This is a genomic window from Phaeobacter sp. SYSU ZJ3003 (assembly GCF_041300735.1).
GTDB classification, from domain to species: Bacteria; Pseudomonadota; Alphaproteobacteria; order Rhodobacterales; family Rhodobacteraceae; genus Phycobacter; species Phycobacter gallaeciensis_A.
This window is the reverse complement of record NZ_PXNU01000012.1, coordinates 158,100-181,196: the sequence shown is the minus strand read 5'-3', so window position 1 is coordinate 181,196 and position 23,097 is coordinate 158,100. Positions and strand designations below refer to the sequence as shown.

Here is a 23,097-nt window from a genome sequence, read left to right as displayed (position 1 = left end):
GACGAGGAATGCTACAACTTCTTCAAGGCCGCAGGATACAAAACCGATTAAACGCGACACGCTCTAAGATTTGTCCGTCAGGCGAGACGTCTGAAGCGCTGTTCAGGAAAACAATGCTTTCGCCTTGTCATACTCTGACATGGCGCCGGTGCCGGTTGGGGCAGGATCGCCTGCGGCCAGACCCAGAACGACGGTTTCCATATCTGCGCCGCTGGTCTCTGCAAGGCTGGTGTCCGCCTGCGCGGGCTCTGCCTCTTCGGGGGCCTCAAGCGGGCTGACCGCGACCTCGGTCGCCGGATCGCTGTCGCTGACATTGCTCACCGAAACGGTGATCTCGCCCGCTTCATTGGTTTCAAACAGGGCCACAAGGCCGCCGTGTTCGCCGTTCTCGAAGTTAATCCTGATCTCACCGCCGCCGGTGCCGCTGTCTGTCGCGACATTCAGCCCGCCGTCCTCGCGGGTGACCTCGATGTCGAATGCGCCGCCGAGGTCTTCAATCCGGATGGAAATTTCGCCAAAGCTGCCGCTCAGCACCGCATTGACACCCTTGGGTGGTGTGGTTTCTGCCGGAGGCTCTGCGGGCGTTTCAGCGGCCTGCTTGGCGCGCCAGCCCCAGGCCTTGGCATGATCGGGCGGACCAACGCGGTCCGGCTGGTCCGACTGTCCGGGCGGGGTGAACTGCCGGGGCGCAGAGTGGGCGTGATGGGCGGATGACAGGCCGCCGGGGGCATGGATCGAATTCATGGTATGATCTCCTGAACGATTGGAACGCACCCCCGGTGCAAAGGATGCTCCATCGATCCTGACGATCAGAATTTAAGGCAGGCTTACCCTAGGGAAGCCATAGTGCCTCGCATTTGAGACGGCTTTGAGACGTATTCAGAAGCTACTGGTTTCAGGCCGGTTTTGTCGCACGTGGTTGCGTCTGCAGCAGGCTCAGGCGCGTTTGGGCGGGAAGATCTGCTGCACGATTCCGACGAAAAGCAGGTAGACCGAGGTCACGATCAGCCCCCAGTGGGCCCAGCTTTCGGGATGGAAATCGATCCAGGCCGCATAGCCTGCCAGCGCGGTCCAGACCAGCGCCACCGGCAGCGAAATGCGGCGCCAGCGCTGGGTGCGGACCGGATGAATGAACTTCAGCGGCAGGAACATCGCGATGGAGAGCAACGTCACCAGCGCCAGGCTGGTCCAGTGGCTCGGCTCCAGCGCAAAGATCACCAGCACCAGCATGTTCCAGCAGCCGGGGAAGCCGGAAAAGGAGTTGTCCTTTGTCTTCATCCGGGTGTCAGCAAAATACATCGCGCTGGCAAAGGTGATGACGATAATGGCGAACCAGCCGGTCCAGCCTGCCATCAGCCCGGATTTAAACAGGGCAAAAGCCGGGATGAAGACATAGGTCAGGTAATCGATGATTAGATCCAGCAGGACCCCGTCAAACTGCGGCGCGTAGCGTTTTACGTGATAATGCCGCGCCAGGGGGCCATCCACACCGTCCACCGCAAAGGCCACCACCAGCCACAGGAACATCAGGCTCCACTTGGCATCGGCTGCCGCCAGCATTGCCAGAATGGCAAAGACGGCGCCGGTGGCGGTTAGAAGATGAACGAGAATGGCGCGGATCTGAGGTTTCATTCACCCGTGATGGCGAATTTGCCCTCGGCCCGCAAGGGTTCAGTGCAGCGTTTTGCTGATATGGGGCGCGTTTTCCACGGCCGCATCAAAGGCGGCACCATCATCGGACATATACAGCATTTCCCTTACGACGCCGGGGATGGAGCCGGGGAAGGGCCAATGCGAAACAGGAATGGAGCGGGGGAGGCGGATCTGAGAAACGGGCGCCGCCGGTGCAGCGGGAGCCTGGCCAAAACAGAAATTGGGGTCGTGATACATAGGGCATCCTTTCTGGAGCGGGTTTGTCCCTATCAACTCTGAACGCGGTTAAGGAGAGGTTGTCGGCAGGCTTCGGAATATATTGCATTTTATTGATTCCGCGCGCCGGAACGCCTGCCTCACCCGGCGGTGTGCCGCGTGGTTGTTTTGCATTCTGATAATCGCATGTCTAATGTGCTGGCCAGATATGCTCCGGCACGGGGAGCGTCTGAAGGAGGAGCGTGATGCCAGACCAGAGCGCACATTGGAACGCCGTCTATGAGAGCAAGGCGCCGACGAGAGTCAGCTGGTATCAGGCGTATCCCAAGGCTTCGCTGAAGGCTATTGATCTGATCGGCGCGCAGGATCAGCCGTTTCTGGATGTCGGGGGTGGCGCTTCGGATCTGGCGGCGGTTCTGCTGGAACGTGGCTGGCGGGATCTGACGGTTCTGGATATTTCCAACGCTGCTTTGGCGGTACAGGCACAGCGGCTGGGAGACCGGGCGCCGGAGGTTGCGCGCATCGCCGCCAATATCACCGAATGGGTGCCGCCGCGCGCCTATGGGATCTGGCACGATCGGGCGGTGTTCCACTTTCTGACCAACGCGGCCGACCGTGCCGCCTATGTGGCTGCTTTGCGGATTGGAGTGCGTTCCGGCGGGCATATGATCCTTGCAACCTTTGCGCCGGACGGGCCGGAGACATGCAGCGGCCTGCCGGTGCGCAGATATTCCGCCGAAGGGCTGGCGCAGGAGCTGGGGGACGCGTTCACCCTGTTGCACCACTGGCGAGAAGTACACCAGACACCGGGCGGCGCCGAGCAACCCTTTACCTGGGCTGTCTTCCAGCGACGCTGAGGGGCCTTTCGGTCTGAGATCAGGCCTTGGGATGGGCGCGGTTGTAGACTTCCATCAGATGCGCCGTATCCACCGCCGTGTAGGCCTGCGTGGTGGAAAGCGAGGCATGGCCCAGAAGCTCCTGAATGGCGCGCAGATCGCCTCCGGCCTCCAGCAGGTGGGTGGCAAAACTGTGCCGCAGCGCGTGGGGCGTGGCCGAGGCAGGCAGGCCCAGCTGGGCGCGGGTTCTCGCCATGACCCCCTGGATCTGGCGGGGATTGAGGGCACCGCCGCGCTGGCCGCGAAACAGCGGTGCGTCCTGCATCTGCGGATGCGGGCAGAGGTCAAGATAGCGATCCACGGCATCGCGGGCGGCGGCGATCACAGGCACCACCCGTTCCTTTTCGCCCTTGCCCTTGATCCGCAGGACCTGTGGCAGCGGCGCATCGCCGCCGGTGAGGCTGAGCGCCTCGGAAATGCGCAAGCCGCAGCCGTAAAGCAGGGTCACGACCGCCACGTCGCGGGCGGCGACCCAGTCGTTGCTGGATTGCTGCTCGACCGTCTCGATGACGGCGCGGGCAGCGTCCTGCGCCAGCGGGCGGGGCAGTTTTTTCTGGAACTTCGGTGCCCGCACCGCAAGAACCGCGGTGGGCTCGAACCCTTCGCGTGTCGCCAGCCAGCGATAGAAGCTTTTGACCGAGGACAGCTTGCGCGCCAGTGAACGCGAGCCGGTGCCCGCGCTGCGCTCGGAGGCCATCCAGGCGCGCATGTCGGCGGTGGAGATCTGCGCCAGCGCCCCCAGCCCCTGTGGGCCGCCGGTATGGCTGGTCATGAAGGCGAGGAAGCTGGTGACATCGCCCTGGTAGGCGGTGATCGTATTGGCCGAGGCGCCCCCCAGCGCGGCAAGCCCCTCCAGCCAGTGCTGCAGGGCGTCGCGGCAGGCCGGGGAGATCAGGCTCATGACAGCCAGCGGCGCATGGTTCGTTCAAAGACGCCCGCGAAGAAGCCGAGCAGGTCAGTGCCCTGCTGCGGCGAGAACTGATGCGGATCCTCAGAGCCGAGCACCAGCATGCCGGGCAGGCGGCCGCTGCCCAGATCCAGCTTCAGGCAAGCTTCTGAGCGGATCCACTCCGCCTTGCCGCCATAGATCCGGGCGCTGCCGGTCTGCAGCTGGCGCAGGGTGACCTGACGGTCCGGCCCGCCGCGCCCGCCTGCGGCGGCATAGTCGGCGACATAGCCGGGCGAGACGATTTTCAGCACATCGCCGATACGTTCGGCGGCGGCGCTGCCGTCCTCCTGCCGGGTTTCCAGCACCAGCGCCAGCGCATCGACGCGCAGGATTTCGGCCATCTCCTGATTGAGGCTGGCCAGGAAACCGGTGAAATCGGTGGGGTCCAGCAGGCGCAGCACCGCGCGGTGGATCTGGTTGGTGCCGGACAGGTTTTCGTAGGCCGCGGCGATGACGGAACGGTGCGTATCCTCCAGCCGATCCAGTCGCGCCTCCAGCCGCTCCATGGCGATGCCGCGCAGATCCACGATATTCGAGCCCATCGCGCGTTCATTGGCGCTGACGAGGGCGTTCATCAGATTCTGATCCTCCAGGATCGCGTCTGGTTTCTCCAGAATCGCGGCGCGCAGGGCGTCGTCGAGTTTGGCGGTATTGCTGCTCATGTTCGAACCTCTTTGGGGTCTTTTGACCGGGTTATAACATGGGTTTTGGGCGATGCGGGTGAAAAATGTGTCTCTGGTGGGAAAACGCCGAAGCTCCGCATTAAGGGGCTCGGGAGGCTCCCGCCCACTGCGGGGCCGCCATGGGAGGCCTCCTCGCTGGTTGGGCCGGGCGCCGGGCTGTTGCCCGGCGTGGCGGTCCTGGCGGACCTTTTGAGGTTTGCTGAGAAGCGTTTGAGGGGGCGCTCTGCCCCCTCAAAGCGCCCTGTCGATTGTGTTTTGAAAGGCGCCGCATCAAGGGTGGATCGCGCGGGGCGCGACCGCTGCGCGGCCCTTGACCCGGCGGTTTGCGCCGGACCAGAAAACGCCAAGAAAAAAGCGCCCCGGGATGGGGCGCCTTTGGGTCGTTGGATTATTGGCCCCGGATCAGAGGATCTTGATGCCTGCGTCCTTGATGTCGGCGAGGAAGGCATCAAGCCCCTTGTCGGTGAGCGGGTGGTTCACCATGGATTTGATCACGGCAGGAGGTGCGGTGATCACGTCGGCGCCGATGCGAGCAGAGTCCAGCACGTGGTTCACGGTGCGGATCGAGGCGGCGAGAATCTCGGTCTCGAACCCGTAGTTGTCGTAGATGGTGCGGATGTCCTCGATCAGCTCCATGCCATCGAGGTTGATGTCATCCAGACGCCCGATGAAGGGAGAGATGAAGCTGGCACCGGCCTTGGCCGCCAGAAGTGCCTGATTGGCGGAGAAGCACAGCGTCACGTTGACCATATTTCCGTCGTCGCTGAGCACCTTGCAGGCCTTGAGGCCATCCCAGGTCAGCGGCACCTTGACGGCGATATTCTCGGCGATTTCGACCAGCTTGCGGCCTTCGGCGATCATGGTTTCGGCATCGGTGGCCGTCACTTCGGCGGAAACGGGACCGTCGACCAGATCACAGATTTCCTTGGTGACTTCGATGATGTCACGGCCGGATTTCTTGATCAGCGAGGGGTTGGTGGTGACGCCATCCACCATGCCAAGGTCATTGAGTTCGGCAATGGCATCGATTTCGGCGGTATCTACGAAGAATTTCATATCCGGGAATCCTTTGGCGTGGGTTGGCCTTGATTGGGCTAGCCTTTACCTCATGGGGGAGGCATTAAAAAGCCCCGGCGGTTTTGCAGGGACACTTTGCACGGACAATTTGCAAGGGCACAAGGTAGGTAGCGGTGAGCGATCAGGAGCATTTCGAAGCAGGAGAGCGGGTGGCGGTGCTGACCACGCAGCCGCTTGACCGGCTTCTGGATTACCGCGCCCCCGAGGGCGGTTGTTTCCTCGGCGCCTATGTCGAGGTGCCGCTGGGTCCGCGCAAGGTGCTGGGCGTGGTCTGGGGGCCGGGCGCGGGCGATTTTGATTCGTCGAAACTGCGCAGCGTGACCCGTGTGCTGGATGTGGCGCCGATGCGCAGCGAAATGCGCGCCTTTCTGGGAAAGGCCGCCGATTACACCCTGACACCGATGCCCGCGATGCTGCGGCTGGCGAGCCGGGCGCCGGGGCTGTCCGATCCGCCCTCGATGCGCAAGATCCTGCGCCGGGGCGATCAAGAGCCGGACCGCATGACCGATGCCCGCGCCCGGGTTTTAGACGCGATGGAGGAATTTGGTGGGCTGGCTTTCACCCCCAAGGAACTGGCCGATATGGCGGGCGTGACCCCGTCGGTGGTCAAGGGGCTGGTGAAACAGGGCGCCCTGCGCGAGGAAGAAACCCCGCGCGATCTGCCCTATCCAAATCTGGATCCCGATCTGCCCGGCAAGGAGCTGACCGGCGATCAGGCGGCAGCGGCGGCGGCGCTGGAGGAGGGCGTCAAAAGCGGCGCCTATGGCACCACGCTGCTGAAAGGTGTCACCGGATCAGGCAAGACCGAGGTTTATCTGGAGGCGGTGGCGGCGGCCTTGCGCGCCGGGCGGCAGGCGCTGGTCCTATTGCCTGAGATCGCGCTGACAGCGGAGTTTCTGAAACGGGTCGAAGCGCGGTTCGGCGCCACCCCGGCGGAATGGCATTCCGGCGCCACCATGACCGAACGCCGACGGGTCTGGCGCATGGTGGGGCAGGGCAAGGCGCAGCTGGTGATCGGCGCGCGCTCGGCGCTCTTCCTGCCGTACCGGAACCTTGGGCTCATCATCGTCGATGAGGAACACGACACCTCTTACAAGCAAGAGGATGGCGTCCTTTACAATGCCCGCGACATGGCGGTGCTGCGCGCGGCCATGTGTTCGGCGCAGGTGGTGCTGGCCTCGGCCACGCCGAGCCTGGAAACCTGGGCCAATGCGGAGGCCGGGAAATACAAGCGGCTGGATCTGACGTCGCGCTTTGGCGCGTCGGTGCTGCCGGAGATGCGCGCGGTGGATATGCGGGCCGAGGATCTGCTGCCCTCGACCTGGATCTCTCCGACGCTGAAATTCGCCATGAAGGCGCGGCTGGAGCGGGGGGAGCAGTCGCTATTGTTCCTCAACCGGCGGGGATTTGCGCCGGTGACCATCTGCCGCGCCTGCGGCGCACAGGTGGCCTGCGATCAGTGCGACAGCCGCATGGTGGAGCACCGGTTCCTGAAACGGCTGATGTGCCACCAATGCGGTGAGACGAAACCGGTGCCCGAGGTCTGCCCGTCGTGTCAGGTCGAGGGCAAGATGGCCCCGGTTGGCCCCGGGATCGAACGGCTGGGAGAGGAGGCAGCGGCGCTGTTTCCCGAAGCGCGCATCGCGGTCTTGAGCTCGGATCTGTTCGGCTCGGCCCGCGCCCTGAAACAGCGGATCGAGGAGATTGCGGCGGGAGAGGCGGATATCATCCTCGGCACGCAATTGGTGGCCAAGGGGCATAACTTTCCTCTGCTGACGCTGGTGGGCGTGATCGATGCCGATCTGGGTCTGCAAGGCTCGGACCTGCGCGCAGCAGAGCGGACATTCCAGCTGATGCGGCAGGTAGCGGGGCGTGCCGGGCGGGCGGAAAAGCCAGGCGAGGCTCTGCTTCAGACCTTTCAGCCCGAACATCCGGTGATCCGGGCGATCCTGTCCGGGGATGAGGAAGCCTTTTGGCGCGCCGAGGCCGCTGAACGGCAGGCCGCCGGGGTGCCGCCCTTTGGCCGTATGGCGGGGATCATCCTGTCGGGATCGGATCTGGCGCAGGTCTTTGATCTTGGCGAAACGCTGGCGCGCAACGATGGCGCCCTGCGCCAGATCGGCGCGCAGCTGTTCGGCCCGGCCCCTGCGCCCATCGCCCGGGTCCGGGGCCGCCACCGGGTGCGGCTTCTGGTGAAGGCGGCCAAGGGCGCGCCCTTGCAAGAGGCCATCGCCCGTTGGATCGCGCCGGTGCGGCCAAAGGGCGATCTGCGCCTCAGCGTCGATATCGACCCGCAGAGTTTCTTTTAGGGCACGGGGCCTTCTTGCTCCCTTGCGTACACCGCTTTTCGCTGGCCGATATGGTCACGAAAAGTCAGAGCAGCTGATCATAGGCCTTCTCGGCCAGTGTGCGCAGGTGATCACGTGGCATCTGGCCGACCACCGCATAGCCCAGCGGGCCATCCTGCCAGTAAAGGCCTTGTGTTGCTCCTTCACCGGCATAACGGAAGGCGCTGTCGCCGCCGGAATGCTGGGGGGCAATATAAAGGGTGATCCGGGTGCCAGCGTCGTTTTCGTACATGAAAAGCCCGGCCGTTCCGTTCTCGGACGGTAGAACCCGGCCGCCCATCAGCGCAAAACCGGAGGCCGCGAGGTCGGGTGGAACCAGCGGGGCGCCGACGCGTTTTGAGATCCAGCTTTCCAGATGGTCGCGCTGACTGGCGGGCACTTCGACCGGGTGCACCACCTCGACCACATAGGTGTCATGAGCCTTGAGCGCGGCCTGTGCCAGATCATTGCCAGTCGTCATGGGAGCCAGCGCGCCGCGCCCGATCCAGCCGCCAAGCCCGCCAAGTGTCAGAAGACCGACCATTGCCGCCACGCGTGCCGGGGCGCGAAGGGGCGAGCGCGGCGCGGTTGCAGGGGCGGGGCGGCGCAGAATATCGGTCAGGGCCTCGGGCGTGGGCTCCTCCGGTTCGGAGAAGAGCATCCGCAATTCCTCGTCCTGCTGCGCCCAGTCGGCGAGCCGTGTCTGTGCCGTGGGGTCGGCTGCGATCCGCTCGGTCAGCGCGGCACGGGCGGTCTCGTCCAGTTCGCCGTGGTGATAGGCGAGCAGCTCATCATCGCTCAGCGGGGTGTCGGGATGGGTGGTCATCGGTTGGGTCTTCCCGTTGGTTTCGGCGCGGCGGACGTTGCGCCGCCGCGGCCGGTCATGGTGCGCAGGCTGGCGCGGGCCCGGGCCAGCCGTGACATCAGCGTACCGCGCGGAATGTCGAGCATGGTCGCGGCCTCGTCGAATGTGGCGCCATCAAGCGCCACAAGCAACAGAGCGCGGCGCTGGTCCTCGGGCAGCCGGGCGATGGCAGCCTCGGTTTCACGCAGCGCCATATGTGCCTCCTGTCCTGCCGGGCGCGAGGGTTCGCTTGGCAGCTCGTCGACGGCGATCAGGTGGCCAGGCCGTGGGGCTCGGCGCATCAGGTCCCGGTGGCGGTTGATCAGGATGCGGAACAACCAGGCTCGCAGCGCGCCATCGGGACGGCGCTGATGCAGCTTGGCCACGGCCCGTTCGAGGCAATCCTGGACAAGATCGTCGCCCGCCTCGGCGTCGCGCATCAGCGCATGGGCGTAGCGGCGCAGTGCCGGGATCTGGGCTTCGATCTTGTCCAAGTCGGTCATGGGAGGGGGGGACCTTCGGGCCGGGGCGCGCCTACGGGCGGGCGAGGTGCCAGACGCCCTTGACGCCGTCACCGGTAATATCGCCGGACTTGGCATCCTTGAACCATGTGTAGAGCGGCTTGCCCTCGTGGGTCCACTGGCGGGCGCCATCGGCGCGCAGGATGATGCCAAAGGCGCCCTGCGGTCGGGCCTTGCTGCTGGCCTCCAGCGGCGGCCATTTCGTGGCGCAATCGCCATAGCAGTTGGAAACGGCGGCTGTGTCCTTGTCGAAGGTATAAAGCGACATGCCGCTGCCGTCGGTCAGGATCGCGCCCTTGGCGCTGTCGCCGCTCTGGATCGCGGTAGCAGCCTGTACGACTGAGCCGATCATGGCTGCGGCGATAACGGCAATAGGGAAGGTGAAGCGCATCTTTTGGTCCTTTCATCTAAGATCGTACCGGTCCGTTGCGACCGGCAGATAATAAGACGCGCCTGCGCGAGAAATAATCCCGCTGACCTACAAATTTTTACGCGGTCACCGTCCGGCCCGGTTGATCGATCAGGAAATCGGTCAGCATCGCTCCGATCCACATGCAGAACAGCGCCAGCCAGGCGGTGCCGGCAAAGATCGACCCGCCGGTGACGCCTGCGCCGATGGCGCAGCCACCCGCCAGCATGCCGCCAAATCCCATCAGGGCCGCGCCGATCATCGCCTTGCGCATGGTGACAGCGCCGTCAAAGGCCTGGATCCTCATCTCTCCGGACAGGGCAGCGGCCAGCATCGCGCCGATAAAGACGCCCGGCACCAGACCCACATCGAATTCAAGAATGGCGTTGCGGTCGAGGAAAAACATCAGCGTATGGGCCGAGGGGCCGGTGAAGGTGGCACTTTCGATCTGCACCGGGTCAAAGGCGACAAGGCTGAGCTCATAGGTCAGCACCCAGCCCATGGCGACGGCAAACCCCACGCCCGAGGCAAAGATCAGCCGCGCCGCGCCGATACGGTTGCGGCGCGACAGCCAGAGCGCCAGCACAGCAATCGCCGCGCCAAGGGCCAGACCGCCCCATTCCGGCAGGCCAAAGGTGGCCAGAAGGTCCATGTTGCGCCCGCCGGAGGTCACCCAGAGCCCGGCAAGCCGGTCGCGCAGCGGTGACAGCACGCCCGAAAGGCTCATCTGTGCCACGACGGCAAAGATCAGCCCGGACACGACCGAGCGCAGGTTGCCGGTGGCCGCCAGCACCAGAAGCCGCCCCGAGCAGCCCCGCGCCAGCACCATGCCAGCGCCAAAGATCAGACCGCCGATCACCGCGCCGGACCAGCTGCCCGGCACCGCCATCATCCGCGCATCCGCTGCATTCATCAGCCCCAGCAGCTGCGCCGCCTGCACCCAGACCACGGCGGTAGAGAAGGTCAACAGCCAGACCGCCACCTTGTCCTCCATCCGGCCGCGCGCGAATTCCACCGTGGCCGCGCGCAGGCAAAAGCGGGAGCGCTGCGCCGCAACGCCAAAGGTCAGACCGGTGAGAAACCCGAACAGGGCCGCCGTCGGGGCCTCTCCGATGCCTTCTACAAGTGAAACCAGATCCATTGCGCGCCTCCTGATCTATGCACGCATCGTAATATGTATAAATCAGAGGCGCTGCATTGATGCAGATCAGATGTGCACGGGCGGTTTTGCTCTCGCCAGAGCGGGCAAAGGGGCGTACATGCTTGACCCATGTTCAATCCCGTCCCGATAGAGACCGCGCGCAATATGCCGCGCTGGCGTCGCCCGACCACGCTGTTGTTCGTCATGGCGCTGTGTATGCCGATTGCCTTCAATGCCTGGAATGCGCTGCTCAATAACTTTGTCATCGAGGTGGCTCAGTTCGACGGCGCCGACATCGGCCTGCTTCACACGGTGCGGGAAATCCCAGGATTTCTGGCCATTGGGGTGATCGCAGTGATCCTGCTGGTGCGTGAACAGGTGTTGGGACTGGTGTCGCTGATGCTCCTCGGTGCGGCGACAGCGGTGACCGCCTGGTTCCCCTCGCTGGGCGGGATCCTGACCATCACCATGCTGTCCTCGATCGGGTTTCACTACTATGAGACGGTGAACCAGTCGTTGCAGTTGCAATGGCTGCCAAAGGCACGGGCGCCGCAGATCCTGGGCTGGCTTCTGGCCGCTGGATCGGCGGCGACGCTGGTGGTCTACGGGCTGATTGTCCTGCTGTGGGAGCCGCTGAACCTCAGCTACAACGTCGTTTTCATGAGCGCAGGCGGGGTGACGACGCTGCTGGCGCTGGTTTGCCTCATGGTCTATCCGCAATTCGAGGCACCGCACCCGCAGGTCAAAAAGTTGATCCTGCGCCGCCGCTACTGGCTCTATTATGCGCTGCAATTCATGGCCGGGGCGCGGCGGCAGATCTTTGTCGTCTTTGCCGGCTTTATGATGGTCGAGAAATTCGGGTTCGAGGTGCATGAAGTCACCGCCCTGTTCCTGATCAACCTGGTGATCAACATGACCGTGGCGCCGCTGCTGGGCCGGTTTGTCGCTAAATTCGGTGAACGGCGAACCCTGATCTTTGAATACGCCGGGCTGGCCGTGGTCTTTGCCATGTATGGCGGCATCTACTGGTTCGGTTGGGGCGTCGTTCTGGCGGCGACGCTTTATGTCATCGATCACGTGCTGTTTGCGCTGGCGCTGGCGCTGAAGACCTATTTCCAGAAGATCGCCGATCCCGGCGATATCGCCCCCACCGCAGCGGTTGCCTTTACCATCAACCATATCGCGGCCGTCTTCCTGCCGGTCCTGCTGGGTCTTTTGTGGGTGATCTCTCCGGCGGCGGTCTTTGGTCTGGCGGCGGCGATGGCGTTGATCTCGCTGACGCTGGCCTGCCTGATCCCGCGCCATCCCGAACCGGGCAACGAGACGGTGTTCAGCAAGTTCACCGCTGCCGCCCCGGCCGAGTAAAGGCGAGACATTGGAGGGGAAGGCCGTGCGCAGTGTGTGGTCGGGCTGGTCGGCCTGCGCGCCTTACGCTTGACGGGACCGTCTGCGGGGCCTAGGCGCTGTACAGCACATCCTGGAGACCCGCCATGCCCACTTTCACCGCCCTAACCACCCTCACCGGAAAAGCCAAAGCCGAGGCGCTGGGCGATGCGATGGAACGTCTGACCCCGGAACCCACCGGTGTCGGTGTCTTCGAGGTCGAGGATGGATCGGGCCTGTGGGAGGTTGGCGGCTATTTCACCGAAGCCCCGGATGAGGCCGGTCTTGCGCTGCTGGCAGCGATGCATGAGGCGAAACCCTTTGCCGTCTCTGAACTGCCGGAAACCGACTGGGTCGCCCATGTGCGCCGGGAACTCGCTCCGGTCGAGGCCGGGCGGTTCTTCGTCTACGGCAGCCACGATGCGGATAAGGTGCCGGGGGACAAGATCCCGCTCCTGATTGAGGCGGCAATGGCATTCGGCACCGGCCACCACGGCACCACGTTGGGCTGTCTTCGGGCGCTGGATCATCTGATCGACACAGGGTTTGCCGGCGCCAAGGTAGCCGACATCGGCTGCGGCACCGCAGTTCTGGCCATGGCAGCGGCGCGGGTCTGGGATGGGCAGTTCATGGCCAGCGATATCGATCAGGTCGCTGTCGAGGTCGCCGAGGCGAACCTCAAGGCCAATGACATGGGCGGGCAGGTGACCTGTCTTGAGGCCGCAGGCTTTGATCACCCGGATCTGAAGGCGGTGGCGCCCTATGATCTGATCTTTGCCAATATCCTGAAAGGCCCGCTTGTGGCGCTTTCCCCGGATATCGCCGCGAACCTGCGCAAGGACGGCTTTGCCATCCTGTCGGGCATCCTCAACGAGCAGGCGGACGATGTGATCGCGGTCTACGCAGAGAACGGTCTGATCCTGCGGCGGCGGGATGAAATCGGTGAATGGACGACGCTCTTGTTGCAGAAAGAGAGCTGATTGAGCTAAGTTTACCTCTTATTTTAAGTATCCGCCCAAAACTTGCCACATTTCGCGCGCATACTGCCTCAATCGCTGGTGGGGGCCAGTAGGTTTTGGGGGCTCGTGTTATGGGCAAGCAACATCAAGAATTCCAGGCGCGTCTGCGGCGCCTTGAAGGCAAGCACAACGACATGTCTGCTGGCTATTCCGCCCGGGTGCGCTCGGACGGTCTGATCGTGGTGGCGCCGCGCCAGATACGCTCGCGGATCACACCGCGCGCGGTGGTGTTTTTCCTCTGTGCCTTTTTCCTGTTCAAGGGTTTCCTGATGGCGGCGCTGGGGTTCGCCAGCTACGACGCACGGGTTGCGGAACTGTCCAAGGGCGTTGCGGTCGAGCGGGCCGGTGCCTTTCTGATGCAGGCCGAGCCTGTGTCCATGTTGATCGGCGAAAAACTCCGTCCCTATCTGCACTGAACTGCATTGTTGCGCATTTTTCCTGCCCGCCTGTATCGGTTGCGGCGGCGGGTGCCGACACATTCCTGAATTCAGACGAAAAACGCCGCAGACCAGGGTGGTCCGCGGCGTCTTACTGTGCGCCCTGAGGGAAAAAGAGCGTCAGTCAGGTCAAGGGAGGCGATCAGAAGACCGGCTTGCCCTCTGCAATGTCGTCGATGTCGCCGCGGCACATGCCGATGTCGGCCAGTTCGCGGTCGCTGAGACCGGACAGCGCCTTGCGGGTTACACGCGCGTCATTCCAGGCCACGACAGAGGCCAGAGTGGTGGTCAGAAGGCCGCCGATACGGCCAAACAGGCCGACGGAGCCATAGGTGGTGCGGGTGGTGTCGAATGCAGCCATATCCTTGTCCTCTTGGGTATGTGTTACTGTGATGCGCCGTGTGACGTTAATCGGCAGGTAGAGGCGAAATCCGTCGGCAGCAAGGTCGATTTTTGCATGGCCCCATGCAAATTTTGCATGGCTTTTGGCCTTGTAAATAAGGGCTCTCCTCCGTTTTGCAGTGTTTACGCCAGCGGATGTCGCAGCCCGACATCGAGAGGGCGTTTTCGAACCCGAATTTACCGATTTGCGCCGTCTCCGGTGTTCGCGCCCCTGGGCGGCCCGAGGCGAAAGCGTTTGGATATGTTCGCCTTTTGTGCTAGTGGATCTTCAAAACAATTCGAACCAATGAGCAGGGACCGGTCACAGCATGCGGATTTTGGGAATCGACCCGGGGCTGCGGACCCTCGGTTGGGGCGTTATCGAATCGCAGGGCACGCGCCTGTCGCATGTGGCGAACGGGCTGTGCCAGTCAGATGGGGATGATCTGGGAGAGCGGCTCTTGTCGCTCCACAATCAGGTCAGCGAGGTGATCGCGGCCTACCGTCCAGATCAGGCGGCCATCGAACAGACCTTCGTGAACAAGGACGGTGCAGGGACGCTGAAACTGGGGCAGGCGCGCGGCGTTGCGCTGTTGACCCTGGCTAAGGCCGGTCTGCCGGTGGGGGAATATGCGCCCAACCGGGTGAAGAAGACGGTGGTTGGCGTCGGACATGCGGACAAGGGGCAGATCCTGCATATGGTCAAACTGCAACTGCCCGGCTGCGCGCCCAAGGGCGCCGATGCTGCGGATGCGCTGGCGATTGCCATCTGTCACGCCTATTACGGGGGCACGCAGCAGCGGGTCCTGAAGGAGGTGCGGGCATGATTGGAAAACTCACCGGGCGGCTGGAATACCGCGCTCAGGACCACGTGCTGATCGACGTGCGCGGTGTTGGCTATATCGTCTATTGTTCGGAACGCACCATGGCAGCGCTGCCCGGCGTCGGAGAGGCGGTGGCGCTTTATACCGAACTCCTGGTGCGCGAGGACCTGATGCAGCTGTTCGGGTTTACTTCGCTGCTGGAAAAGGAATGGCATCGGCTGCTGACCTCGGTGCAGGGGGTCGGGGCGAAGGTCTCGCTGGCCATCCTCAGCGCGCTCGGGCCAGATGGGGTCAGCCGCGCCATTGCGCTTGGCGATTGGGCAGCGGTCAAGGCGGCCAAGGGGGTCGGTCCCAAAACCGCGCAGCGCATCGTGCTCGATCTGAAGGACAAGGCGCCCGGCGTGATGGCCATGGGCGGGACCGTCACCGAGGCAATGGACGGGCCTGAGCTGGACGCGGTGGTGGAAACGGGCGAACCCGCACCCGCGGCAAAACCCGCGCGCAAGAACAAGAAACAGCAGAAACAACCCAGCGGAGCTGCTGCGGCCTCGGCCGGGGCGCTGTCTGCGCTGGGGAACCTTGGCTATGGGCCGTCGGATGCCGCCGCTGCCGTGGCCGAGGCCGCAGCAGCAGAGCCGGAAGCCGGAGAGGCGGAGCTGATCCGCGCCGCGCTGCGCCTGCTGGCGCCGAAAGGGTGAACGAAGAATGGCAGTGAAGCACAAAGGGCAGTGCCCGGCCACGGGTGAAAACCAGGTGCCCGCCCGGGGGGGCGGCCGGGCCCTGTCTGGCCTGTCGGCCGGACGGGAGCGTGCGAATAATAGCCTGCGAGGCCGAAATGATTGACGCCGATCCGACTCTGCGCCCCGATCCATTGCCCGAAGACGGTGCAGGCGATGGCGACCGTGCCCTGCGCCCGCAGGGGCTGGGCGAGTTTATCGGTCAGGCCGAAGCGCGTGCCAACCTGCGCGTCTTTATCGAAAGCGCCCGCCGCCGCGGTGAAGCGATGGACCACACGCTGTTTCACGGGCCTCCCGGCCTAGGTAAGACGACGCTGGCGCAGATCGTCGCGCGCGAGCTGGGCGTCAATTTCCGCATGACCTCTGGCCCGGTGCTGGCCAAGGCGGGCGATCTGGCCGCGATCCTGACCAATCTGGAAGCGCGGGACGTTCTGTTTATTGACGAGATCCACCGGCTGAACCCGGCGGTGGAGGAGGTGCTTTACCCGGCGATGGAGGATTTCGAGCTGGATCTCGTCATCGGTGAAGGGCCGGCGGCCCGCACCGTGCGGATCGAGCTGCAGCCCTTTACCCTGGTTGGGGCCACCACCCGGATGGGCCTGCTGACCACACCGCTGCGTGACCGGTTTGGCATTCCCACCCGGCTGCAATTCTACACCGTCGAGGAGTTGCACGAGATCGTCACCCGTAATGCCCGCAAACTGGGCGCCCCGGCGGATGAGGCCGGCGCGCGGGAAATCGCGCGGCGCGCCCGCGGCACCCCCAGGATCGCCGGGCGGCTCTTGCGCCGCGTGGTGGACTTTGCGGTGGTCGAGGGCGATGGCACGATCACCCGGGAGCTGGCCGATGGCGCGCTGACCCGGCTTGGTGTCGATAATCTGGGCCTAGATGGTGCCGATCGCCGTTATTTGCGGTTGATCGCCGAGAATTATTCGGGCGGTCCGGTGGGCATCGAAACCCTGTCGGCGGCGCTGAGCGAAAGCCGCGATGCGCTGGAAGAGGTGATCGAGCCCTTCCTGTTGCAGCAGGGGCTGATCCAGCGCACGCCGCGTGGCCGGATGCTGGCGCAGAAGGCCTGGACGCATCTGGGGATTGCACCGCCGAAATCGCAAAGCGATCTGTTTTCCTGAACGGGCGGGGCGCCGCTGCCGCGGCGCAATAACTTGCTGAGAGGTTCCTGAAGGACAGATCTGTCCCTCAGGAACCTTTTCTATTGTGTGTTCCCCTTTTTCGCCTCAAGGGTGAACCACGCGTACCGCGTGGCCGCTGGCGCGTCCCTTGACCCGAAAAAGGGGGCGTGCGCGGATGGCGCAACCGCGCCGCGACAGCGGCGCCGGGCCCAAGGCCGGTCAGGATCATCGGCGCAGCCGGGATCCTGCGGGCGCGGGAGCTGCCCCTTGCCGTTCAGCTTTCTTGCAGGCATAGACGGCCCCGATGCGAGACTGGGACGACCGACGGAGCCGCCATCATGACACTGGACCTGACACCGGAGCAGATCGAAGCGCTGTTTTCCCGCCCCGGCGGCGGCTATGCCTTTGCCCGCTGGGGCCGACCGATTGCACCTATCGTCTTTGGCGTCGAAGAGGAGACGCTGAAGACAATCAAGGGCGCGCTCGAAGCTGTGGTGACGCTGGCAGGGCACCAGATGGCCGAAACCGACCCGGAACTGGGCGCCAATCTGATGTTCTTTTTCTTCCGCGAGTGGGATGAGCTTTTGGAAGTTCCGGATCTGGGCCGTCTGATCCCGGATCTGGATCCTCTGGTGGCGCGGCTCAAGGCGGCGGATGCCAGCCAGTACCGCGCCTTTCGGTTTGACGATCAGGGGGCCATCCAGGCCGGGTTCGTCTTCCTGCGGATGAAAGGCGAACTGGCGCGGATGCCTGCGGAAACCCTGGCGTTGACGCAGGCGGTGCAGGTGATGCTGATGTGGGGCGAGGGCGCCTTTGCCGATAGGTCCCCGCTGGCGGTGCTGCCGGAAACCGGCGCGACCATCCTGCGCCCGGAGATCGCCGGGGTGATCGCCGCCGCCTATGACCGGATGATGCCGGTGGCTGCGGATGATGCCTCGCACGCGCTGCGCCTGTTTGCGCGTCTTCAGGCGCCGCCGCCGGACACACCTGTGCAATAGAGAGGGGAGGTCAGCGCCATGCGGGCCTTTGTCGGGCTGTCACTGCCAGAGGAGGCCATTCTGGCGCTGGAGACCCTGCAAGAGGAGATCCCGGTGGGGCGCGTGGTGCCTGGGGACAATCTGCATCTGACGCTGGCCTTTCTGGACGATCAGCCCGATTTCGCACTGCAGATGCTGCATGAAGAGCTGACGCGGATTGCGGCGGTGCCCTTGAGGTTGCGGATCACTGGGCTGGATCTGTTTGGCGGTCGTATGCCGCGTATTCTTTTTGCTGCGGTTGCACCGGATCCCGACCTGTCCCGGTTGCGCGATCAGGTGCGGCGGGCAGCAGAGCGGGCGGAGATCGACCTGCCGCGCGAAAGGTTCCGCCCGCATATCACCCTTGCGCGGTTTCCCCGCCTGATGCCGGAGCACAGGGCGCAGCGCCTTGGCGCCTTCCTGCAGGCGCAGGGGGATTTCTCGCTGCCAGAGATGCAGATCGACCGGATGGCGCTGTTCCGTTCGACCCTGACGCCGGATGGTGCGCGCTATGAGGTGCTGGCGGACTACCCCTTGGAAGATCCCGCACCGTCATAAAGGCCTGGGGCTTGCTGGCCTGAGGGGGGCGCCCTAGGGTGCGGGCAAGAGCGAGAAAGGGCAGATCATGACGCATGAATTCCCGGTACAGGTCTACTATGAAGACACCGACATGGGCGGGATCGTCTATCACGCCAACTACCTGCGCTATATCGAGCGGGCGCGCAGCGACTGGGTGCGCAAGCTTGGCAATGACCAGAATGCCATGCGCGATGCCGGTCTCATCTGGGTGGTGCAGCGGATCGAAGCCGATTACCTGGCGCCTGCCAAGTTCGAGGATGAGCTGATGGTGGAAACCGAGGTGGAAAAACTGACCGGGGCGCGGCTTACGATGCGGCAGCTGGTGCGGCGCGGCGACACGCCCCTGTTCAAGGCGGTGGTCACGGCGGTCTGCGTTACCGCGGCGGATGGGCGTCCCACACGCCTGCCGGCAGAGATTCGCGCATTGCTCTAGGCTGGAGCCTCTGTCACGCCTGTTTCATTGGCTTTTCCGTGTGAACTGCGCTAGCGTTGCCTCAATCAAGGCCGCAGGCAGATGGCCGGAAACGATAGAGCAGGCAAATGGAAGCAGAAACTCTGGCGCTGGCGCAGGAGATTGATTTCTCTATGTGGGGCCTATTCGCGCGGGCCACGATCACCGTGAAACTGGTGATGCTGATGCTGATCGCCGCCTCGGTATGGTCCTGGGGCATCATCATCCAGAAGATCATCAACTATCGCAAGGCACGGGCCGAAGCGGCGGATTTTGAAGCTGCCTTTTGGTCGGGTGAGCCTCTGGACGGGCTGTTCGATCAGCTGGGGCCGGATCCGGCCGGGCCATCGGGGCGGATCTTTGCCGCTGGCATGGCGGAATGGCGCCGCAGCCACCGTAGCGATGGCGGGCTGATCCCCGGGGCGCAGGCGCGCATTGACCGGTCGATGGATGTGGCCATCGCCAAGGAGGCAGAAACCCTGCAAAGCGGGTTGCCAGTGCTGGCCACCGTCGGCTCTACGGCGCCCTTTATCGGTCTTTTCGGCACCGTCTGGGGTATCATGACTGCCTTTATCGAAATCGCCGAACAGCAGAACACCAACCTTGCCGTTGTCGCGCCGGGTATTGCCGAGGCGCTGATGGCAACGGGCCTTGGCCTTCTGGCCGCAATCCCGGCGGTGATCTTCTACAACAAGCTGAGCGCGGACAGTGACCGGATCCTTGGCGGCTATGAAGCCTTTGCCGATGAATTCGCTACCATTCTCAGCCGTCAGCTGGATTCCTGAGCCATGGGCGCCGCTGTTCAACAGTCGTCTTCGGGATCGGGCGGGCGCCGCCGGGGCCGCCGTCGCGGCCGGGTGCAGCCGATGGCCGAAATCAACGTCACGCCCTTTGTCGATGTGATGCTGGTGCTCTTGATCATCTTCATGGTGGCCGCGCCGCTGATGACGGTGGGTGTGCCGGTGGATCTGCCGAAAACCGCTGCCGGCGCCTTGCCCGGCGATGAGGAAGAGCCGCTGACCGTCACCATGACCGCAGGCGGCGATATCCAGATCCAGACCACCTCGGTTGCGCGGGATGACCTGGTGGTGAAACTGCGCGCCATCGCGGCGGAGCGCAGCTCTGACCGGGTCTATCTGCGCGCCGATGGGGCGATTGCCTATAGCGATGTCATGCAGATCATGGGCGCGCTTAATGCGGGCGGCTTTTCCAACGTGGGTCTGGTGACCGACGTGGGTGGTCCGGCGCTGGATGGTGCACCTGCGGGTGTGGCAGATGGCGGGTCGGGCAGCGGCCCGGATCAATAGGCGGGGGCACGACGCGTGCAGACCGGAACCAAGATCTCTCTTGCGGGGCATGGGCTGCTGCTGAGCTGGGTCGCATTTGGCGCCTGGTTCCCGTCCGAGCCATTGCCGTTCGAGGTGCAGGAGGTCTCTCTGATCAGTGCCGAGGAATTCGAGCGCCTCAGCCAGACGCGGCAGGCGCCGCAGGTGGCGCCCGAGGCCAGCACGCTGCAGCCGCCGCAGGAAAGTGCCGCGCCGGAGGTGTCCTTGCCGCCACAGCAGCGGCCAGAGCCGGAGCCCCCCACACCCGAACCGCTGTCCCCGCCAATCCCCGACCCGGTGGTGGCAGAAACGCCCGAACAGCCCCCGGAACCTGCCGAACCCGAGGTGCCGGACACGGCGCCCGGCGTGCCTGAGCCGCCGGAGACAACGGCGCTGGTGGCGCCGCAGCCCGACGTGCAGCAGCAGCGCCCGGTGGACCGGGTCGCCCCGGTGCCGGTGGCCCCGCCCGAGCCGGACACGGCAGTGGATGAGATCGAACAGCCCGAAGTCGCCCCCGACGTCGGTGCCGAGACAGAGCAGGAAGTCCAGGAGGCCACCGCCCCGGAGGCCGCCAGCGACCGTATCGTGACCGAAGAGAACGAAAGCGACGAGCAGACCGTGACCGCGCCCGAGCAGTCCCTGCGGCCCCGTGGGCGCCCGATACGCCGCGCGGCGGCGCCGGAGCCGGAGCCCGAAGCGGCGCCGACGCCGGTTGAGATCGAAGATACCCAGCCGCAGGTGGACCCTTCTGCTGTGGAGGATGCGCTTGCCGCTGCGCTGTCCGGCGGCGCGGATGTGGAGGCGCCGGTACCCTCTGGCCCGCCGCTAACCTCGGGCGAAAGGGACGCTTTGCGGGTGGCGGTGTCGCAGTGCTGGAACTTTGGAGCGCTTTCAACCGAGGCCCAGCGAACAACCGTGGTTGTTGGGGTCAGCCTCTCACAGGATGGCAAACCGGATATCGGCTCCATCCAAATGCTGTCGAGCACCGGCGGCTCGACTGCTGCTGCGAAAACCGCCTTTGAGGTCGCCCGGCGGGCAATTATCCGCTGCGGTTCACGAGGATTTCAACTTCCCCCTGAAAAATATGCGCAATGGCGTGATATTGAGATGACATTCAATCCCGAAAGGATGCGGATCAAATGAAGACCTATCTGGCACGCTTGGCTCTGATTGGCCTGACATTCTGCGGCGCCGTTCTGGCGCTGAACGGGTCTGCCTTGGCGCAAAACGGGCCGTTGCGGATCGAGATCGATCAGGGCGTGATCGAGCCCTTGCCTTATGCGGTGCCCGATTTCATTCCTGACGACCCGGCAGCGCGCGAATACGCGGCGCAGATCGCCCGGGTGGTGGCTGCGGATCTGAGCGGCACTGGCCTGTTCCGCGAGGTTCCGGCCTCGGCGCATATTTCCAAGGTTGCCGCCTTTGACGACGCTGTGAAATTTGCTGATTGGAAGGCCGTCAATGCGCAGGCGCTGATCACCGGTGCAGTCAGCGTCAAGGGCAAGCGTCTGACCGTGCGTTTCCGCGCCTATGATGTGTTTTCCGAAGGCGAGCTTGGCGGAGGGTTGCAGTTTTCCGGCACCACCGATGGCTGGCGGCGCATGGCGCATAAGGTGGCCGATGCCGTCTACAGCCGGATCACGGGCGAAGGCGGCTATTTCGACAGCCGGGTGGTATTTGTGTCTGAAACCGGCCCCAAGAACGACCGCCGCAAACGGCTGGCGATCATGGATTATGATGGCGCCAACGTGCAGTATCTGACCAACAGCGATGCCATCGTGCTGGCGCCGCGGTTTTCGCCTACCGGCGACCGGGTGCTTTATACCAGCTACGAGACCGGATTTCCGCAGATCCACGTGCTGGACGTGGGTAAGGTGCAGCGCCGCATCCTGTCGGCGGACGATGGCATCATGAGCTTTGCTCCCCGTTTCGCCCCCGATGGGCGCACGGTGGTCTATTCACAGTCCCAGGGCGGCAATACCGACATTTACACGATGGATATCGCCAGCGGAAAACGCACCCGCCTGACCAACGCACCGTCGATCGAAACGGCGCCTTCCTATTCGCCGGATGGCAGCCAGATCGTGTTCGAAAGCGACCGCTCTGGCGCGCCGCAGCTCTACGTGATGCCCGCAGCGGGCGGCGCGGCGCGGCGGATCAGTTTTGGCACCGGGCGCTATGGCACCCCGGTCTGGTCGCCGCGCGGCGATCTGATCGCCTTTACCAAGCAAAGCAAGGGCCGTTTCCATATCGGCGTCATGCGCACCGATGGCAGCGAGGAGCGCCTGCTGACGGCGTCCTTCCTGGACGAGGGGCCGACCTGGTCGCCGAATGGCCGGGTGATCATGTTCACCCGCGAAACCCAGGGGGCGAGCGGCCGGGCGCTGCTCTATTCGGTGGATATCACCGGGCGCAACCTGAAGCCGGTCCGCACCCCCGACGGGGCATCGGATCCGGCCTGGTCGCCGCTGCAGAACTGAGGCCCGGACCGTAACGCAATGGTCAACGGGGTAAAAATACCGGCATGGCTGCCTGATCCGACATGTGGTAGGCTGCCAGCAAGAAACGTAAAGGGGTAGGGAATGAGCATGAGCGGTTTCAAAAAGGCACTTCTGGTGGTCGCAGCCCTTGGGGTTGCAGGCTGTAGCAACGCCTCCTGGGACGACACCAGGTTCGGGGATGGCAGCGGCGCGGGCGCCGGTGCAGCGGGATCGGTTTCAGATCCCACCAGCCCGGCTTATTTCCAGCAGGCCATCGGTGACCGGGTGCTGTTCGCGGTGGATCAGTCCAGCCTGTCGCCTGCCGCCGAAGAGGTCCTGCGCGGGCAGGCGGGTTGGCTGCTGACCAATACCGATTACAACGTCACGATCCAGGGGCACGCGGATGAGCAGGGCACCCGGGAATACAACCTTGCGCTTGGGGCGCGCCGGGCCAATTCGGCGCGGGAATTCCTGATTTCCCAAGGGGTTGCGGGCAACCGGATCCAGGTGGTCAGCTATGGCAAGGAACGCCCGCTTGAGATCTGTTCGGCCGAAAGCTGCTATGCCAAGAACCGCCGCGCCGTGACCGTTCTGGCCAGCGGCCTGACGGGGTAAGGCG

At 64.2% G+C, this 23,097-nt stretch carries 26 protein-coding genes; 16 read left to right on the top strand and 10 right to left on the bottom strand.

Annotated elements, in window-relative coordinates; genetic code table 11:
• Positions 1-102: 102 nt before the first annotated feature.
• Together C6W91_RS05895 and C6W91_RS05890 are read right to left on the bottom strand one after the other, a co-directional pair.
• On the bottom strand, positions 103-744 hold the full coding sequence (locus tag C6W91_RS05895) for a hypothetical protein (RefSeq protein ID WP_370570538.1): 642 nt from the start codon (positions 742-744) through the stop codon (positions 103-105).
• Positions 745-936: 192 nt separating this feature from the next.
• Positions 937-1,632 carry a phosphatidylcholine/phosphatidylserine synthase gene (locus C6W91_RS05890; protein WP_065272653.1) on the bottom strand — a complete coding sequence of 232 codons (696 nt, stop codon included), beginning with the start codon at positions 1,630-1,632 and terminating at the stop codon, positions 937-939.
• Between the two features lie 482 nt (positions 1,633-2,114).
• Between C6W91_RS05890 and C6W91_RS05885 the strand changes: the two genes are divergently transcribed.
• A complete protein-coding gene (locus tag C6W91_RS05885; protein WP_370570537.1) occupies positions 2,115-2,726 on the top strand; it encodes a class I SAM-dependent methyltransferase in 612 nt (203 codons plus the stop codon).
• Between the two features lie 19 nt (positions 2,727-2,745).
• Here C6W91_RS05885 and C6W91_RS05880 read toward each other — a convergent pair whose 3' ends face one another.
• The 3 genes from C6W91_RS05880 to fsa form a co-directional block, all read right to left on the bottom strand.
• Positions 2,746-3,666 carry a tyrosine recombinase XerC gene (locus C6W91_RS05880; RefSeq protein WP_370570536.1) on the bottom strand — a complete coding sequence of 307 codons (921 nt, stop codon included), beginning with the start codon at positions 3,664-3,666 and terminating at the stop codon, positions 2,746-2,748.
• Entirely contained in the window at positions 3,663-4,376 is a 714-nt protein-coding gene (locus tag C6W91_RS05875; protein WP_274831324.1) for a DUF484 family protein, read from the bottom strand. The genes C6W91_RS05880 and C6W91_RS05875 overlap by 4 nt, the downstream gene beginning before the upstream one ends.
• 423 nt (positions 4,377-4,799) lie before the next feature.
• A complete protein-coding gene (gene fsa, locus C6W91_RS05870; RefSeq protein WP_065272657.1) occupies positions 4,800-5,453 on the bottom strand; it encodes a fructose-6-phosphate aldolase in 654 nt (217 codons plus the stop codon).
• A gap of 134 nt (positions 5,454-5,587) precedes the next feature.
• On the opposite strand from fsa, the gene C6W91_RS05865 reads away from it, so the two are divergent.
• Positions 5,588-7,783 carry a primosomal protein N' gene (locus C6W91_RS05865; RefSeq protein ID WP_370570535.1) on the top strand — a complete coding sequence of 732 codons (2,196 nt, stop codon included), beginning with the start codon at positions 5,588-5,590 and terminating at the stop codon, positions 7,781-7,783.
• 64 nt (positions 7,784-7,847) lie between these two features.
• Here C6W91_RS05865 and C6W91_RS05860 read toward each other — a convergent pair whose 3' ends face one another.
• The 4 genes from C6W91_RS05860 to C6W91_RS05845 form a co-directional block, all read right to left on the bottom strand.
• Positions 7,848-8,627 carry an anti-sigma factor gene (locus tag C6W91_RS05860; RefSeq protein ID WP_274831321.1) on the bottom strand — a complete coding sequence of 260 codons (780 nt, stop codon included), beginning with the start codon at positions 8,625-8,627 and terminating at the stop codon, positions 7,848-7,850.
• The gene (locus tag C6W91_RS05855; protein WP_274831320.1) at positions 8,624-9,148 is read right to left on the bottom strand and encodes a sigma-70 family RNA polymerase sigma factor; all 525 of its coding nucleotides are present in this window, start codon (positions 9,146-9,148) and stop codon (positions 8,624-8,626) included. Before C6W91_RS05855 ends, C6W91_RS05860 begins: the two co-directional genes overlap by 4 nt.
• A gap of 31 nt (positions 9,149-9,179) precedes the next feature.
• The gene (locus tag C6W91_RS05850) at positions 9,180-9,557 is read right to left on the bottom strand and encodes a hypothetical protein (protein WP_065272661.1); all 378 of its coding nucleotides are present in this window, start codon (positions 9,555-9,557) and stop codon (positions 9,180-9,182) included.
• Between the two features lie 97 nt (positions 9,558-9,654).
• A complete protein-coding gene (locus C6W91_RS05845; RefSeq protein WP_370570534.1) occupies positions 9,655-10,716 on the bottom strand; it encodes a YeeE/YedE family protein in 1,062 nt (353 codons plus the stop codon).
• Positions 10,717-10,845: 129 nt separating this feature from the next.
• Between C6W91_RS05845 and C6W91_RS05840 the strand changes: the two genes are divergently transcribed.
• The 3 genes from C6W91_RS05840 (at position 10,846) to C6W91_RS05830 (ending at position 13,534) form a co-directional block, all read left to right on the top strand.
• Complete coding sequence (locus C6W91_RS05840; protein ID WP_274834521.1) at positions 10,846-12,081, top strand: MFS transporter; 1,236 nt, start codon at positions 10,846-10,848, stop codon at positions 12,079-12,081.
• Between the two features lie 125 nt (positions 12,082-12,206).
• Positions 12,207-13,079: a 50S ribosomal protein L11 methyltransferase gene (locus C6W91_RS05835; protein WP_370570533.1), complete on the top strand. Its 873-nt coding sequence runs from the start codon at positions 12,207-12,209 to the stop codon at positions 13,077-13,079.
• Positions 13,080-13,189: 110 nt separating this feature from the next.
• On the top strand, positions 13,190-13,534 hold the full coding sequence (locus C6W91_RS05830; RefSeq protein ID WP_370570532.1) for a hypothetical protein: 345 nt from the start codon (positions 13,190-13,192) through the stop codon (positions 13,532-13,534).
• Positions 13,535-13,697: 163 nt separating this feature from the next.
• Here the strand turns inward: C6W91_RS05830 and C6W91_RS05825 are convergent, their stop codons facing one another.
• Complete coding sequence (locus tag C6W91_RS05825) at positions 13,698-13,916, bottom strand: DUF1127 domain-containing protein (RefSeq protein WP_065272666.1); 219 nt, start codon at positions 13,914-13,916, stop codon at positions 13,698-13,700.
• Between the two features lie 349 nt (positions 13,917-14,265).
• Here C6W91_RS05825 and ruvC point away from each other — a divergent pair, with 349 nt between their 5' ends.
• The 11 genes from ruvC (at position 14,266) to pal (ending at position 23,093) form a co-directional block, all read left to right on the top strand.
• Positions 14,266-14,763 carry a crossover junction endodeoxyribonuclease RuvC gene (ruvC, locus tag C6W91_RS05820; RefSeq protein ID WP_065272667.1) on the top strand — a complete coding sequence of 166 codons (498 nt, stop codon included), beginning with the start codon at positions 14,266-14,268 and terminating at the stop codon, positions 14,761-14,763.
• A complete protein-coding gene (gene ruvA, locus C6W91_RS05815; RefSeq protein ID WP_370570531.1) occupies positions 14,760-15,458 on the top strand; it encodes a Holliday junction branch migration protein RuvA in 699 nt (232 codons plus the stop codon). The genes ruvC and ruvA overlap by 4 nt, the downstream gene beginning before the upstream one ends.
• 137 nt (positions 15,459-15,595) lie before the next feature.
• The gene (gene ruvB / locus C6W91_RS05810; protein WP_274827841.1) at positions 15,596-16,627 is read left to right on the top strand and encodes a Holliday junction branch migration DNA helicase RuvB; all 1,032 of its coding nucleotides are present in this window, start codon (positions 15,596-15,598) and stop codon (positions 16,625-16,627) included.
• 338 nt (positions 16,628-16,965) lie between these two features.
• Positions 16,966-17,625 (top strand): hypothetical protein, encoded by a 660-nt coding sequence (locus C6W91_RS05805; protein WP_370570530.1) that lies wholly within the window; start codon positions 16,966-16,968, stop codon positions 17,623-17,625.
• An 18-nt stretch (positions 17,626-17,643) separates the two neighbouring features.
• Positions 17,644-18,201: an RNA 2',3'-cyclic phosphodiesterase gene (gene thpR / locus C6W91_RS05800; RefSeq protein WP_370570529.1), complete on the top strand. Its 558-nt coding sequence runs from the start codon at positions 17,644-17,646 to the stop codon at positions 18,199-18,201.
• 67 nt (positions 18,202-18,268) lie between these two features.
• Positions 18,269-18,655 carry a tol-pal system-associated acyl-CoA thioesterase gene (gene ybgC, locus C6W91_RS05795; protein ID WP_274867032.1) on the top strand — a complete coding sequence of 129 codons (387 nt, stop codon included), beginning with the start codon at positions 18,269-18,271 and terminating at the stop codon, positions 18,653-18,655.
• Positions 18,656-18,762: 107 nt separating this feature from the next.
• Positions 18,763-19,458, top strand: a complete 696-nt coding sequence (tolQ, locus tag C6W91_RS05790) for a protein TolQ (RefSeq protein WP_065272673.1) — start codon at positions 18,763-18,765, stop codon at positions 19,456-19,458.
• A gap of 3 nt (positions 19,459-19,461) precedes the next feature.
• Positions 19,462-19,980, top strand: a complete 519-nt coding sequence (gene tolR, locus C6W91_RS05785) for a protein TolR (RefSeq protein WP_274831313.1) — start codon at positions 19,462-19,464, stop codon at positions 19,978-19,980.
• Between the two features lie 15 nt (positions 19,981-19,995).
• The gene (locus C6W91_RS05780; protein WP_274831312.1) at positions 19,996-21,141 is read left to right on the top strand and encodes an energy transducer TonB; all 1,146 of its coding nucleotides are present in this window, start codon (positions 19,996-19,998) and stop codon (positions 21,139-21,141) included.
• A complete protein-coding gene (gene tolB / locus C6W91_RS05775) occupies positions 21,138-22,478 on the top strand; it encodes a Tol-Pal system beta propeller repeat protein TolB (RefSeq protein WP_274827732.1) in 1,341 nt (446 codons plus the stop codon). Before C6W91_RS05780 ends, tolB begins: the two co-directional genes overlap by 4 nt.
• A gap of 108 nt (positions 22,479-22,586) precedes the next feature.
• Positions 22,587-23,093, top strand: a complete 507-nt coding sequence (pal, locus tag C6W91_RS05770) for a peptidoglycan-associated lipoprotein Pal (protein WP_065272677.1) — start codon at positions 22,587-22,589, stop codon at positions 23,091-23,093.
• Positions 23,094-23,097: the final 4 nt, after the last annotated feature.